The organism is uncultured Lactobacillus sp., assembly GCF_947367085.1.
GTDB lineage: Bacteria > Bacillota > Bacilli > Lactobacillales > Lactobacillaceae > Lactobacillus.
In genome coordinates, this window is the sequence record NZ_CANBCP010000041.1 from 1 (window position 1) to 15,495 (window position 15,495).

The window sequence follows — 15,495 nt, forward strand, 5'->3', positions numbered from 1 at the left end:
TTATTGTTGTATAAATTAAAAATTTATTTGTATTTTTCATTAATACCTGGTAGATTATTAAAATAATATCCAATTTAAGATAGTTCTCATTTACTTTATCTACGGAGGTCTTGAATGAAAAAGAAGATTAAATTAAGTTTTCTAGCCTTAGCTAGCCTTACTTTATTAGGAGTTAGTGTAACTGGATGTTCAAATAATTCTGAAGTAGCTCAATATGGAAATAATAAAAAAATCACTCAAGAAGAGTTTTATAATGAATTAAAGCAAAATCCAGCAAGTAAAACTGTTTTAGCAAATATGTTGATCTACGATGCATTAAAAGAAGCATATGGCAATAAAATGAGTCAAAAAGAGGTCAATAAAGCATATAATACCTATAAAAATCAATATGGTGATCAATTTAATGCGTTTTTAGCTAACAATAACTACACCCCAAAAACATTTAAGCAATTAATCGAGATTAACTTTTTAAGTAAGGCCGCTCTTAAAGCACAAATGAAACCAACTCAAGCTCAATTAAAAGCTGAGTGGAAGAATTATCAACCCAAAATTACTGTGCAACATATTTTAACTACTAGCCAAGAAACAGCTAACGATGTTATCTCCCAATTAGACGCAGGTGCAAGCTTTGATTCACTAGCAAATAAATATTCTGTAGATAATGCAACGAGCACCAAAGCAGGCAAATTAGCACCTTTTAATATGACTGATAAAAAATATGACTCTACTTTCAAAAAAGCAGCTTATAAACTCAAAGATGGCGAATATACTTTCCAACCTGTTAAAGTCACTAATGGTTATGAAGTTATCAAAATGATAAAGCATCCCAAGAAAGGGAGTTTTTCTGCAAATAAAAAAGCCCTTACTCAAGAGCTTTATGATAAGTGGGCTAATAACTCACAAATTATGCAAAATGTCATCAGCCAGGTTTTGAAAGACCAAAAAGTTGAAATCAAAGATAAAGACTTAAAATCAGCTCTTGATCAATATAAATCAGCTGGTAAATCAAATAATAAAATCACAAAATAAGTAATACTTAAAAAAGATTGATTAACACCTTCTATATGGTTAATCAATCTTTTTTCATTTGTCACTAGTCTTTTTACCGATATATTTTACAAATAAAACCATGATAATGATCGCTAAAATCAACAATAAAATATAAGCATGCTGAGTTCCCTGTCTAGTCGCTACTGGACCTTTAGAATTCATTTGTCTTTGACTAAAAGCGACTATTGCAGATGTTATTGAAGTTCCTACGGCCCCTGCAAATTGCTGAACTGTATTAAGAATAGCATTGCCTTGAGCCGTTTGTTTTTCATCAACGCCAGCTAAAGTATCAGTCATCACATCCCCTAATGCCATCCCCATTCCTGCCATATAAATAATATAGACTATCATAATAAAAATATTATTCAGTAACTGAGGAAAAAGAGCGAAAATTGCTGACTCTAAAATCATCATACTAGCCCCAATTAAAATAGGCTTGCGTGGCCCAAAATTATCTAATAATCGTCCTCCAATTGGACTCATGATTGCACCAGCTAGTCCCGCAGGTAAAACAATTATGCCAGCAAGTAATGCAGTATTACCATTCACCACCTGAATAAAGTTTGGCAATAAGAAAGCATTGCCCAAAGAAATAATTTGGATTAAGAAAAAACCTAGAATATGTCCTGCAAAGTTAGGATCTTTAAATAATTTCAAGTTTAAAATCGGTTCAGCTAACTTATTCGACCGCCAAATTAAAAAGCCTAAAGAAGCAAAACCTATAATTAAAGGTAAGGCAATTCTCATAAAAGAGACCGTACTTAAATTGCTAAAGCCAACAATCATTCCTATAAAGAAAATTGCGATCGCTAGGAAACTTAATTTATCGATAGCAACTTTGCGTATTTCAGATTTTTGCTCAATTCCCCATAAGCCTAATACAAATGAAAAGACGATTAATGGAATCAAAAGCCAAAATACCCAGCGCCAACTTAATGTCTGTAAAACAAATCCTCCAAATGTTGGACCTAAAGCAGGTGCAATTCCAGTGATCATATTTCCAACACCCATCATTGTTCCAACTTTACTTTGAGGCACTTGTTCCAAAATGATGTTAAACATTAAAGGAAGTGCGATTCCCGTACCAATTCCTTGTATAACTCTTCCTAACAATAAAACGCCGAAAGCTGGTGCAAGGGCATCAATCACAAGACCTAAGAAAAACAAAATATTAGCTACTAAAAATAGAGATTTTGTCTCATAGCTACTTTTTAAGGCTGCTGATATCGGAACAATAATTGATACTGCTAGTAAATAAATAGATGTTATCCATTGAACAACGTTAGTTGAAACATTGAAATCTCGCATTAAAGTTGGAAATGCAATATTCATGGAAGTTTCAACAATAACTCCACAAAATGACATCAGCCCTGTAGCAATAATGGCGGCATAAACTTTTACAGGGATTTTTTCATTAGTTACTTGCATTATTTCCTCCATTTTTTACATAATTCAAAATCTCTATTAGAGTTTGAAGATCTGCATCGCTAAAATGCGCACGTAATTTTTGATCATCATCTTTTACGTAATCTTTAATACGCGGAATTAATGATTTTCCTTTTTGAGTAAGAGAAACCAATTTTTGTCTTTTATCGGTTTTACTAGAAATCCGTTCAATCAAATCTCTTTTTTCCATCCTTTGGACCATCACTGTCACAGTTGATCTTTGCAAGCCAAATTCTTTTTCAATTTCATGTTGAGAAACCTGATCATTTTCTTGATTAGCTATAAAATCCAAGACAGTCATTTGAACGCCTGTAATTCCTAATGTTACTGCAAATTTATCCCACTCTTTATCAATTTGCGTAGTAGTTTGTTTGATTAATTTTTTTATGGGTTCCATTTTACTTTCTCTCTCAGTAATTTTGTTAGATATCTAGCATTATATTTTATACGCTTTTTGCTAGATGTCAAACATTTTTAGAGAATAAAAAACTTCTGGATAGAATCCAGAAGTCTTTTCTTATATTTTCATTTTTACCAGTAACCAATAATTTTGGTCCAAATCAGACCACCACCGAGCCAAACAATATTGAGAATTCCCCCAATAATGGCACTTAGTTTCCACCAATCTTTGTTAGAAACATAACCAGTTGTCGATAGTAACGCTGCTGGACCAGCTGAATAAGTGGAAGTGGACAAATATAAAGATCCATCAAATGCTAGCATCAATGCGGCCATAATTGGTGGCATCCCTACTCCTAATGCAATAGAAAGAAAGCCAGCATACAAAGCTGAAATTTGTGTAGCAACGCTTGGGAATAAATAGTGTAAATAAAAGTAGACTAACCATAAGATAACTAATACCCAAACCCAATTTACACCATGCAACTTAGCTCCCAGAGTCTTAGAAAACCATGGAAAGAAACCTAATGTCATCAATTTTTTGGACATCAGCATGATAATTGAAAGCCAAGTTAAAATATTCCACGCAAAACTTTCTTTTAATAGATCCTTTGTGTTGATTACTCCAGTGACCAATAATAATCCTACTGCAATAAAACTAACCTCAGTTGCATCAATTCCAATATGTGAACCAATTAGCCAAAATAGAATTGCTAAAATGAAGACCACCAGCATTATTTTTTCTGCAGGGGTCATTTTTCCCATTTCAGCCAATCGTTTATCTGCCCAAGCATGAGCATTGGGTGTTTCCTTTACTTCAGGTGGATAAATTTTATAGAGTACAAAAGGAATTAATAACAATGAAATTAATCCAGGAACGATAGCAGCTAAAAACCATTGCATCCAGGAAATTGTAACCCCTTGAGTTTTAGCTAAACCTAAGGCAATCATGTTACCAGCTAATCCTGTCAAAAACATTGTTGAAGTAATAATATTAACTTCATATTCATTAAAAACCAAGTATGATCCCATCTTGCGCTGTGTACCCTTGTCAGGATCTGAGCCCATTTCTTTGGATAAATTATCTATAATTGGATACATAATTCCGTTAACACGCGCATTATTACTTGGAATACCAATGGCTAACACAGTTTCTACGAAAGAAAGAGCATACGCTAATCCCAAAGTTTTTTTACCAAATGTTTGAACAAATATGTAAGCAATCCGTCTACCTAATCCTGATTTAATAAAACCAGCAGCCATGAACATACACATTGCTACCATCCATGCAGTGGAATTACCAAAGCCAGCACAAACTTCTTTCATGTTAAATATACCAGTTAAAGTAGCTATGATCACTGCAATCAATGTGGTAGCCATCATTGGCAAAGGTTTAGTAATACATGCAACTATTGTTGCAATAAAAATTGCAAATAAATGCCATGCTGACACACTAATGTCAGCAGGTTTTAAAGGCGTTAATAACCAAAGGACTATCCCTATAACAACAGGAAGAATCCACTTTTTCCATTGAAATTTATCTAACATTTTTTACCCCTCATAGTTAGAATTTATTTAGCTTTTTTAATCGCTTTATTTACCGCTTCTTCAACAGCTCTAGTCGTTGTAGAAGCACCTGAAACAGCATCAACATCCGTTGAATTTGCTTGAACAATTTTTTCAGGTAATTCTTTAATTGCTACTGCTCCAATTCCTTCAGTTTCATGATTTTCAAGAACTTCAACCTTTTTAATAGTTTTATCTTTATAAGTTACCCGAACAACAATCTTTCCACCAATTCCTGCTTCAGTTGAAGCGACATATTGATCAGGACCTACTTCAATATTGTCAATTCTTTCACCATCAGCTAGGTCATTTATTCTAGGAACTGGATTTTCAATTTTGACTGATTGACTAGCTTTTTCTTGAGCAACATTTTCGCCAGCAATTTTACCAAAAATCAAACATTCAGCCAGATTTCCTCCACCCTGATAACGGTTAACACACATACCACCAAGTTCACCAGCACTATATAAGTGAGGGATTGGGTTTGAATTAACATCTAGAACGCGAGCTTGTTCATCGTGTTCTGGGCCCCCTTGCGTGTTCAAAACTGCTGGGGCTAATTTGATAGCATACAATTTACCTTGATCAAAGACTTGCATGGATTCAGGTGAACGCTTGAATTTAATATCATTTCCGTTTTTAGCAAACTCATTAAACTCAGCAATGGTTGTTCTTAAATTGTCTGCTGGAACATGCATCTTTTCAGCCAGTTTAGTTTCATTTTCAGCAGAAATCACTTTATTGAAGAAATTAATATATTTTAGCTTTCCCTGCTCTTTTTCTTCAGCAAATTTTTTATACTGTTTTTGATCAAATACTAACCATGCATTATCAAAAGCATGTGGCAAAATATAATCTCCATGATCGTAAATATGACCATGACGGAACTTAGCATCTTCTTTCATAAATCTAGTACCATCATCAGCAATTGCAAAAATTGAACCATTTTTTATATTCTTCCAGCCGCTGATCTGACGACCGCGTTGATCGTTATCTTCCTCAATTACATAACTAGGAACAATTCCCAATGATTCATAATTGCTCATATGCCACATTTTCGCACCAACTTCTTGTGCCATTTTGATACCGTCTCCGCGATTATAAAGTGTACCCAATGGCGTTAATTTTGTGATATGTAGATAATCTTGTTGCATTTGAGCATTATTTTCAAAACCACCTGTTGCTAAGACAACACCCTTATTTGCATGTATAAAATATTTTTTATGGTTACGTTGTATTACCGCACCGATTACCTGATCGGTTTCTTGTTCTTGAATTAGGGTTATAGCAGGTGAATTTAACCAAATATCAATATTTTCTTGTCGATCTAAAACGTTTTTTCTAATTACTTTCCATAAGCCAGCATCAAAATCTCGATTGTGAACTAAAGCAAAATCAAATGTTTCAGAACCTTTGAATTCCGGATATTCGCAAAGATGCGTTTTCTTAGCTAGATGATCACCAACTTGATAATCTTTGGACCAAATAAATGGTTTGATATTCAAATATTTTTCAAAATACTCTGGCATTTCAACAAAACCATTCAAATAGGTATCCATTGTTTTTTCAGAAAATTCATACGGATTTGCTAAAGCATTATAATACTCAGAAATTTTTTTCTTATCGTGTGCGATTGCCACATGTTGAGCAGAATAGCGAGTGTTGCCACCTTCATGCCCATATGGTGCAGCATCAACTAATAAAACTTTTGCACCATGATCACTGGCAAATCTGGCTGCAGTTGCTCCAGCTCCACCCAATCCTAAAACAACGACATCATAATTTGCATTCCATTTAATATTATTATTATTTGCTCTCATAGGTATTTTCTCCTTAAATAGGATTAATTAATTTTATTTTTCAAAGTATAAATATCATCTTCATTTCTTTTGCGCAAGTTCAAAATTGTAAGCGCTTATTTTACTAGTAAATAAAAGTATTGATATAGCAGCTTTATCGGCCAATTGCTTATACTTTTAAAAATTGAAATATCACATGATTTGCATGATCAATATAAATCAATTATTTATCAATAAATTTCATTTATCTATTTACTGATCAAAGTATTAAAATAGATTTAGTATTAATAAAAAGCTACGTATTACGTATATGGTAAGTTTTAAATGGAAAAATAAAAATGGAAATAAAGGATCTAAACTATTTTAAAAAACTTGTTGAAACAAAAAGTTATATTCTCACTGCTCGCCATTTTAATGTGACACAACCTGCCATCAGTGCGATGGTCAAAAGATTAGAAAAAGAGATCGGAACTAAACTTGTGAAACAAACTAATAGTCGAGCTCAATTAGTTATTACTCCCGCAGGTTTAGTCACTTATCAACAAACTAAAAAGATTTTGCAATTAGAAAAATCTATCCTGATTGAAGCTAAGCGTGCTAATGAAAACAACTTTAGATTAGGTTATTCCGAATTAGCTGGGCGTTCATGGCTTCCAACAGTAATTACTAAACTAAATCAGGGCCATTTATTAGCTTCGATTGAAACTTATCAAGAAAACTCACATTATTTGATTAAACATCTCAAAGAAGGACGCTATGATGCAATAGTGTTTTCTAGACTGGGAGACGAAAAGATGAATGATATCAAAATTACTGATTTTGCTAAATATCAATATGAGCTAATTGTTTCCAAAAATAGTAAATTAGCAACCAAATCTGAAATTGATCTCTTCTCATTACGAAATATCCCGTTGATCATGCGTCATCAACGTTTTTTATCCCGAATTGCTTTAGAGAGAATCATGACTCGTACCGGTTTTAAACCAAAAAAGACATTAATAGTTGATAGTATTGATGCAACTGCTCAATTAATTAGTCAAGGGATGGGGGTAGGATATTTGATGAATAATGCTATTTCCCATCTGCCAAATGTAACCGCAGTCCCTTTAATTCCAAGCCAACAAATTAATTGCTACTCTAGTTTAGCTATTCGAAATGATTTTATTCCCAATGATATACAACAAAAATGTTTGGACATTTTATTAGATAGATAATTACTTAATATTAGAAATTGCTTGATTGACCGCAGCTTTGAAAGCCGCACTAGTAGTTGTTGCTCCGGAAATTGCATCAACATCAGCTGACTGCTTATTTAATATTTCTTTTATCAGCTGTGGAATTGCCTCGCCTCCCAAAGATGGAGACTCTTTTTCTTGTAAGACCTCAATATTACTAATCTTATTGCCATCTTTTGTGACACGAACCACTAGTGGAACATCACTAATACCATTTTCACTAATACCAATTCCTTGATTCTCTTTAGCTGTGAAATTACCAATTTCTGTATGTGCATCAGTTTTTAATTCTTGAATTTTTGAAGCACCAGTTATAGCATCTAATTTTATCGTTTGTTTCTTTTCCTTCGCGGCATTTTCACCAGCTATTTTTCCCGAGATTAACAAATCAGCAATACTATTAGCACCAATATATTTGGTTGCAAAAATATCGCCTAATTCCCCAGCTTCATATAAATGAGGAATAGGATGTCCTTCAAGATCGATAACTTCACACTTCTCATTTCTTTGAGCTCCTCCATGAGTATGAAGGATATTATGACGAACTGGGATGGCATAATATGGACTTTCCCCAAAAGCACGCATTGTTTCGATCTTCCTATTCAAAAACATGTCTCGTTTAACTTTATCTGTTAAGAAGTTAAAATCAGCTACCGCCTGATTTAATCGAGGTGCAGAAATCTTTTTAGCTAGCTCAGATATTGAATCAGCTTTAATTGCATATGAAATCAATTGCCTAATTTGACTTGCTTTATCTGATTGATCATTTTGCAGTTGTTCATATTGACGTTGATCCATCACAATATGTGGATGATTTTGATTAGGAATCATAATCCAATTACCATGATTATATTTATAGCCATGGCGATCTTCTTCATCTTCACGAAAATATCGTGTTCCATCATCGCCAGCAACAAAAATACTGCCAGTAAATAAGCTCTTCCAATTAATCATATAAGCAAATTTTTCTCTAGGTTCATTTTGTCTTAAAGATAACCCGTGAGAATCATAATTGGACATATGCCACAAACGAGCTCCTGCTTCAATTGCTAAATCAATGCCTTTGCCTCGATTATACAAAGTACCAATTGGAGCTAATGAACCTTGACCCAAAAAGTTTTGAACCATCTCTTGATTATTTTCAAAACCACCACAACTTAGAATAATCCCGTTTTTGGCGGCAATATTTCGATTCTGACCCTTTCTATTTACTTGAACACCTACAATAGTTTTATCAACTGGATCTTGAACCAAATGAAGCGCAGGCGATTCAAACCAAACATCTATCTTGTCTAAGCGTTCGTATACTTTTTTTCTTAGTAACTTCCAAAAACCACCATTATACATTCCCTGGGTCATACTTTGTGATTGCATCGAATCAGCATCTTGATATTCATGATATTCTCCTTTTGGGCGACGGCCTGTAGCTTTAGCATTAATATCAAAATACTTTTTAGCATATTCTTTCATCTTCATAACGTTTTCAATGAAAGTGTTTAATGCTTTAGAATCATAGTTAAATGGGAAATATGTCTGTTTATAATAATTGCGCAGTTTATTAAAATCGTCTCCCCACGCAAACGCGCCTCCAGCATATCGAGTATTTCCACCCTCGCTACCTTGTGGAGCAGCATCCAAAAGTAAAACATGAGCATTATTATCAGCTGCAAATCTAGCCGCACTCGCGCCAGCTCCACCAAAACCAATAACTACTACATCGTAGACTGCATCCCATTTTAGTGATGAATTATAAATCATAGATCTCACTCTTTTCTATTTCATTGGCTAAATGAAATATACCGCTTTCATAAATATAAATCGAATTATTTTTTTACTTATGATTTTGATTTTTTATATTTCAAACCCTTTAGTTACAGTATTCATAGCCAATTACTTTAAAAGAGTTATAATTAAAAAAGATACACTTATAAATTAAATTTATAATTAGAATTAATCATGAACGAAAAAGATCTTTTATATTTTTGCAAATTAGTTGAGACCAATAGTTATACTGAAACAGCCAAAAAGTTTGACGTTACACAGCCAACAATTTCAATGGCAATTAAACGTCTAGCAGGCGAATTCAATGATCCCCTCCTTACTCAAAATAATCGTAAAAGCCGCATCAAGCTAACAGCGACTGGTGAATTACTTTATAAAAAAGCTATTTTTCTATTGAAAGAAATTGAAAGTATTAGCTATGATGTTAAACACGCTAGTGACAAAAAAATCAGACTGGCCTTTTCAGGAGAAGCTGGTAGTATCTATATTCCTGAAATTATCCAAGAATTCTATCAAGCCGGCATCGCCTCGATGCTTCAAACAAGACTTGAAAGATCTGCAGATGCTTTTACAAGTTTAACTAACGGTGATGTCGATGTCGCAATTTATTCTTGGATGGTGTCAATCAACGATCCCGATTATTTTATTCGTAATCTCGAAAAAACTGAATTGGTCATTATTACAGGCCTTAATGATCCTTGGAAAAATAAGAAAACCATCTCTGCCTTCGAATTGAAAAATAGAAACTTTGTTGCTAGAAAACAGGGCTTTTTAACTAGAGAATGCCTTGATCAAGAAGCAAGACTTGGTAGTTTTTCTCCCAAAATTATATACACTGCAGACACGATGAGAATGATGATTGATTTAGTGGAACGAAATATCGGAATTGCTCTAGCAATGGAAAGTAGTATTCGTGAAACTGATAAGGTCCACATTATTCGTTTACAAAGTGGTCAAAAACTATGGGCTTATATGCAAATTGCAATGCGTAAGAGTTTTATTCCTAATACTTATCAGAAACGAGGAATAAATATTCTTCGTCACTTTCATGAAAAATAAAAAGAACGATGAATCATCGTTCTTTTTATTGTATTAACTAAAACAAAGTATCCCAAGGCTCAACCTTAATCGGCTTAGTTTCAAGCACATCAAGAACTTCTTTAGGTAAATATTTTTTATTTGCCACAACTTGGAAGCAGTATTTTTCAAACCAAGATTGGGTCATTGTCATATAGCCTGCCTCACCGACTTTTTCACCCCAAGAATTTTCTATCTTCCAGCGATCAGGCTGACCATCAACTAAGTTCACTCCAGTAATCGCCATACAGTGACTTGCACTACCTTGTCGAGTTGCCAAGCGGTCTCGTTTGTCCATTTCAAAGTCTAGGTCAATTAATTCACTTTGACGATATAACTTATCATCAAGCCAGCCACGTTTTCTAGCGTCTGAATCAGTCCCAACATCACAGCCAAACCAAACGATATGGCCATCTTTTAATTGATCAATAATTGCCTGTTGTAAGTACTTAAAGTCAACATTTACGTATTCAGTTTGATAGCCGCCTGCAACATTGTCTTGCATCTCATTCCAGTAAACATGGTTATATTCATGATCTGGATAATCAACTAATTCTACAAAATCGTCTAAATTAGTATCAAAGTACTTATCTAAAAATTCTTTTGGCTTTAACCCTAAGAATTGCTGGTAATTCCCCTTATCATCCTTGAATTCAAGATTAAACTCCTTAGGTGGTTTGCCAAAAGCTAAAACACACAAGCGATAAATATCACTGAGCATTTCTTGTCTTCTAGCTTCAACTTCTTCATCGGATTTTCCATCTTGAACCATTTTGCGCAATTCCAAAGCATACTTACGCTGCAAACTAGCATTAATTTCATCAAATTCATGAGTATTCTTAGTGTTATAAGTATCAGGCATTACGTAATTTGGTACAACACCATATTTTTCAATAACTGCTGCAGCATTGTCCCATTCGCCACCATCATCCATTGCGTAACTCAAGTATGCTTGAACATGACGATCCTCTAAATCTTCATTAGCTGTGCGGACAATTCTTTGTAAAAACAAGTTTGCTCTACCTAAGCGATCCCAGAAAAAGTTATAGTTTTGAGACAACTCAAAATCCTTAAAATTATATTTTGTGGCGAATTCTTGACGCAAAACGTTCAAAGCAGCAAATAACCAGCAGCGACCACTTTGTCTTTGATTAGTTGCTTTTCCGGCAGACACCTCAATTGAAAAAGTCATATTATTGCGACTACTTGCATTCGTATCTTCACTGCTTGCTAAAAAGCCATTTTTGGCAATCGTGCGACCGATAATTTTGGTACTTTTATCATCTTTAAGTTCTTTTTCAAATCTCTCAAGTAAGCTTGGAGTGATTTCTTTTCCTTGATTTTTCATATATTAGGCTCCTTTGATTAGGATGAATTTAATTTATTTATTATTTAAATTATATCGAAAACTTTTTTCATATCAAAGACACTTTTAAATCCATAAATTATCAATTGCATCAAAAACGCCATTAAACAGATTGTCCACGTAATATTTTTTAAATGCTTCGCCAAAATTGCTACACTTAGTCTTCTTTTTATCTTCAACATAGTAATAAACACCATCTTGGCGATTTCTAAGCGTATCAATGAGAGCAAAAACTAATGCTATTAATGCAGACAAAATAAATAAAGTCGCAATAACAAAGTAGCCCATTGCATCTTGTAAGCTGCTGCCGCACAAACCACTAGTAAGAAATATACAGCTGCAGTGAGTATATTAGTCAAAAGATGCGGCAATTTAATTTTTAGAGTACGGCAAATAGAAACTATGAGTGGCGGGATCAAAACAATTATTAAAATTATTCCAAAAGGATTTTTGATATTTTTTATACCGCCCAAGAATAAACAAACAAGGCCAATCAGCCAATAAACAATAGTCAAAATCCAGCTAGCTTTAATTGATAAACTTTTCATAAACATCCCCTGCCTAATTTTTTGCTTATTATAACCTTCAGCACAATATCCCACAATCACTTTTGTAAAAAAATTGCTTACCAAAACAAATTCAGCTTCTTTATAATAATTATGTATTTTACTGAAATGAGGATAATTGTGTGAACGAACTATTTGAGAAAGCTCCAATAAAGAGCGTTTATTTTAAATTGGCCCTTCCTGTTGTGCTTGGTATGATCACCACAATGATTTACAACCTAGCTGACACCATGTTTGTCGCTAAAACTGGCAATGCCGATTTAGTGGCTGGAATTACGATTGGATCGCCATTATTCACTTTCTTAATTGCAGCTTCAGATATTTTAGGGTTAGGCGGTAGCACCTTAATATCGCGCTTATTTGGAGAGAAAAAATACGATTTAAGCCGGCGAGTCAGTAGTTTTTGCGTTTATGCTGGCATCATCATGGGTCTTATTTTAACGGGTCTTTTATTAATCTTTGAAAATCCCATCTTAAATATCCTAGGAGCCAAGCCTGCAACTTACAGCTATGCAGCTGACTTTTATCGTATTATCTCAATTGGAGCAGTCTTTATAATCTTATCCCTGATTCCTCAAAACTTAATTCGAACTGAAGGACTTGCCTTTGAAGCTATGCTTGCCACAATTATTGGGACTGTGGTTGCTATAATCTTAGATCCCATCTTTCTTTTTGTTCTTCACTTAGGAGCTACAGGCGTAGGTATTGCCAACATTTTAGGTTATGCAATTACCGACATCTTGCTATTTTATTTCACTTTAAAAAAATCCAAGTTCATGAGTCTGAATCCTAAAATCATGAAGATCGATTCAACTAGTGTCAAAGAAATCGTTGCAATTGGAATACCAGGATCACTCACTAATTTTGCTCAAACATTTGGGATGGCACTTCTCAATAGTTCTTTGGCGGTTTTTGGCGCAGACGCAGTTGCAGCAATGGGAATTACTCAGAAAATATATAACATTGTTATCTTAGTTATTGTCGGTTTTGCTTTTGGCGCTCAACCCTTAATCGGCTACAACTATGGAGCTAAAAATTGGAAGCGTCTCAATGAAATTCTGCATTTTGATTTTTTAGTTGAAATTCTATATGCAATTATTGCAGGCGGTCTTTTGATCATCTTTGCTCGTCCACTTACTGCCTTATTTATGAGTCAGACTAATATTGTTAATGATGGTTCTTATATGTTAATTGCAACGATTATTACCACGCCATTGGTCGGAATGATTTTAGTGTATACCACATTATTTCAATCGATGGGAAAAGCTCTTGATGCATTAATTATGGCGATTACTCGCCAAGGCGTGATTTACTTCATTGTTTTAATGATTGCTAAGCAACTTTTAGGCTACCATGGGATCGTGTGGTCACAAGCAATCAGCGACTTTTTAACCTGGATTATTGGTTATATCTTATATCGTAAAGCACTAGATAAAGTTGAAAAATAATAAAAGCCCGCATTTAAGCGGACTTTTTTGATGTTCAGTTTTTATAAGTGAATCCTTAAAATCATCCGTGCTTGCCGACTCATCATTTTGGGAGTCCAAGGCGGATAATAAACGAGTTTTGTCTGGCATTTTTTAATTCCATCAATTCCGATAGCAGCATCTTCAATCATCTTAGTCAGCACCTCGATAATGGGACAGCCCATGGTAGTTAGAGTCCAATTGATCTTACATATGTTTTCTTTATCAACTTTGATATCATAAATTAAACCTAGATCAATTAGAGAAACTCCCAGTTCTGGATCAATTACTTTTTTTAAAGCTTCATAAACTGCAGTTTCTTTATCATTAAGTCTATCCAGATCCATTTAGCCAATTGCCCCTTCCATTTGGAAACTAATTAGACGATTAAGCTCAACTGCATACTCCATTGGCAATTGCTTGGTAAAGGGTTCAACAAATCCCATAATAATCATCTCGGTGGCTTTTCTTTCGTCAATACCACGACTTTTAAGATAGTATAATTCTTCATCGGATACTTTTGATACTGTAGCTTCGTGTTCCATTGCAACATGAGCATTATTAATCTCATTAGTTGGAATAGTATCAGATGATGACTGATCATCCATAATTATCGTGTCACATTCAACATGCGCTTTAGAACCATCTGAATTTTTACCAAATTTAACACTACCTCGATAATCTGTCGATCCGCCTCCTTTAGCAATTGACTTAGAAACAATTGAACTGGACGTATTTGGCGCATTATGAAACATCCCTGCTCCTGAATCTTGATGAACTCCATGATGAGCTACTGCAATTGAGAGCATCGTCCCTCTGGCTCCTTCACCATTTAAATAGACACTTGGATATTTCATTGTAACTTTAGCACCTAAATTTCCATCAATCCACTCCATAGTTGCATGTTTTCCAGCAACTGCTCGTTTAGTTTCTAAACTATAAACATTATCTGACCAGTTTTGAATGGTAGTATAGCGGCAATATGAATTATCTAAAACATTTACTTCAACAACCGCCGCATGCAAAGAATCTGATGAATATTGCGGAGCAGTACAACCTTCAACATAGTCAAGATGGGCATCCTTATCAACGATAATCAATGTCCTCTCAAATTGTCCTGAATTTTCTGCATTTAATCTAAAATATGCCTGAATAGGCGTTGGCACTTGTACACCTTTAGGTACATAAATAAACGTTCCACCCGACCAAACAGCTCCATTTAAAGCCGCAAATTTATTGGACGTTGGCTTTACTAACTTACCAAAATATTTTTTAAACAGCTCGGGATATTGTTGCAAAGCACTATCCGTATCCATAAAAATAATTCCCAGCTTATCAAACTGCTTTTTCATATTGTGATAAACCATTTCGGATTCATATTGAGCTGCAGAACCGGCCAAATATTTTCTCTCTGCTTGCGGAACACCTAAGCGCTCAAAGGTTTCTTTAATATCAGCTGGAACATCTTTCCAATCGCGATATTTTTTATCAGTCATTTTTTGATAATAAAGCATATCTTCTAAATCTAAGCCTGATAAATCAGGCCCAAAGTTAGGCATCGACAATTTTTGATAAATTTCAAATGACTTTAACCGATATTCAAGCATCCAGTCTGGTTCATTTTTTTCAGCAGAAATCTTTCTAATGACGTCTTCATTTAAACCGCGACCAGTTGAAAATTTAGGCTTTACATCATCATGAAATCCATATTGATAATCTTCATCTTTTACAATATCTTCTACC

General features: G+C 34.3%; 13 protein-coding genes. 4 read left to right on the top strand and 9 right to left on the bottom strand.

Translation table 11 applies throughout. The features are described 5' to 3' along the window. Positions 1-114: 114 nt before the first annotated feature. Complete coding sequence (locus Q0Y70_RS07190; protein WP_297818985.1) at positions 115-1,029, top strand: peptidylprolyl isomerase PrsA; 915 nt, start codon at positions 115-117, stop codon at positions 1,027-1,029. A gap of 54 nt (positions 1,030-1,083) precedes the next feature. Here Q0Y70_RS07190 and Q0Y70_RS07195 read toward each other — a convergent pair whose 3' ends face one another. The 4 genes from Q0Y70_RS07195 to Q0Y70_RS07210 all read right to left on the bottom strand — a co-directional run bounded on the left by Q0Y70_RS07195 (position 1,084) and on the right by Q0Y70_RS07210 (position 6,281). Next, a complete protein-coding gene (locus Q0Y70_RS07195) occupies positions 1,084-2,478 on the bottom strand; it encodes a DHA2 family efflux MFS transporter permease subunit (RefSeq protein WP_297818988.1) in 1,395 nt (464 codons plus the stop codon). Next, the gene (locus Q0Y70_RS07200) at positions 2,465-2,893 is read right to left on the bottom strand and encodes a MarR family winged helix-turn-helix transcriptional regulator (RefSeq protein WP_297818991.1); all 429 of its coding nucleotides are present in this window, start codon (positions 2,891-2,893) and stop codon (positions 2,465-2,467) included. Before Q0Y70_RS07200 ends, Q0Y70_RS07195 begins: the two co-directional genes overlap by 14 nt. Before the next feature lie 134 nt (positions 2,894-3,027). Next, entirely contained in the window at positions 3,028-4,443 is a 1,416-nt protein-coding gene (locus Q0Y70_RS07205; protein WP_297818995.1) for a DASS family sodium-coupled anion symporter, read from the bottom strand. Positions 4,444-4,466: 23 nt separating this feature from the next. Then, on the bottom strand, positions 4,467-6,281 hold the full coding sequence (locus Q0Y70_RS07210) for an FAD-binding protein (protein ID WP_297818999.1): 1,815 nt from the start codon (positions 6,279-6,281) through the stop codon (positions 4,467-4,469). A 317-nt stretch (positions 6,282-6,598) separates the two neighbouring features. Here Q0Y70_RS07210 and Q0Y70_RS07215 point away from each other — a divergent pair, with 317 nt between their 5' ends. Continuing rightward, complete coding sequence (locus tag Q0Y70_RS07215; protein WP_297819002.1) at positions 6,599-7,474, top strand: LysR family transcriptional regulator; 876 nt, start codon at positions 6,599-6,601, stop codon at positions 7,472-7,474. On the opposite strand, the gene Q0Y70_RS07220 is transcribed toward Q0Y70_RS07215, so the two are convergent. Beyond that, positions 7,475-9,253 (bottom strand): FAD-binding protein, encoded by a 1,779-nt coding sequence (locus tag Q0Y70_RS07220; RefSeq protein ID WP_297819005.1) that lies wholly within the window; start codon positions 9,251-9,253, stop codon positions 7,475-7,477. Between the two features lie 198 nt (positions 9,254-9,451). Here Q0Y70_RS07220 and Q0Y70_RS07225 point away from each other — a divergent pair, with 198 nt between their 5' ends. Beyond that, complete coding sequence (locus Q0Y70_RS07225) at positions 9,452-10,336, top strand: LysR family transcriptional regulator (protein WP_297819008.1); 885 nt, start codon at positions 9,452-9,454, stop codon at positions 10,334-10,336. 37 nt (positions 10,337-10,373) lie between these two features. Here Q0Y70_RS07225 and Q0Y70_RS07230 read toward each other — a convergent pair whose 3' ends face one another. Both Q0Y70_RS07230 and Q0Y70_RS07235 read right to left on the bottom strand, forming a co-directional pair. After that, positions 10,374-11,702 carry a C1 family peptidase gene (locus Q0Y70_RS07230; RefSeq protein ID WP_297819011.1) on the bottom strand — a complete coding sequence of 443 codons (1,329 nt, stop codon included), beginning with the start codon at positions 11,700-11,702 and terminating at the stop codon, positions 10,374-10,376. 84 nt (positions 11,703-11,786) lie between these two features. Beyond that, positions 11,787-12,008, bottom strand: a complete 222-nt coding sequence (locus Q0Y70_RS07235) for a hypothetical protein (RefSeq protein ID WP_297819015.1) — start codon at positions 12,006-12,008, stop codon at positions 11,787-11,789. Between the two features lie 400 nt (positions 12,009-12,408). Between Q0Y70_RS07235 and Q0Y70_RS07240 the strand changes: the two genes are divergently transcribed. After that, entirely contained in the window at positions 12,409-13,734 is a 1,326-nt protein-coding gene (locus Q0Y70_RS07240; protein WP_297819018.1) for an MATE family efflux transporter, read from the top strand. A gap of 41 nt (positions 13,735-13,775) precedes the next feature. On the opposite strand, the gene Q0Y70_RS07245 is transcribed toward Q0Y70_RS07240, so the two are convergent. Further along, the gene (locus Q0Y70_RS07245; protein WP_297819021.1) at positions 13,776-14,099 is read right to left on the bottom strand and encodes a metal-sulfur cluster assembly factor; all 324 of its coding nucleotides are present in this window, start codon (positions 14,097-14,099) and stop codon (positions 13,776-13,778) included. Beyond that, positions 14,100-15,495 (bottom strand): Fe-S cluster assembly protein SufB (gene sufB, locus Q0Y70_RS07250; RefSeq protein WP_297819024.1); only part of this gene is annotated, 1,396 nt, incomplete at its 5' end.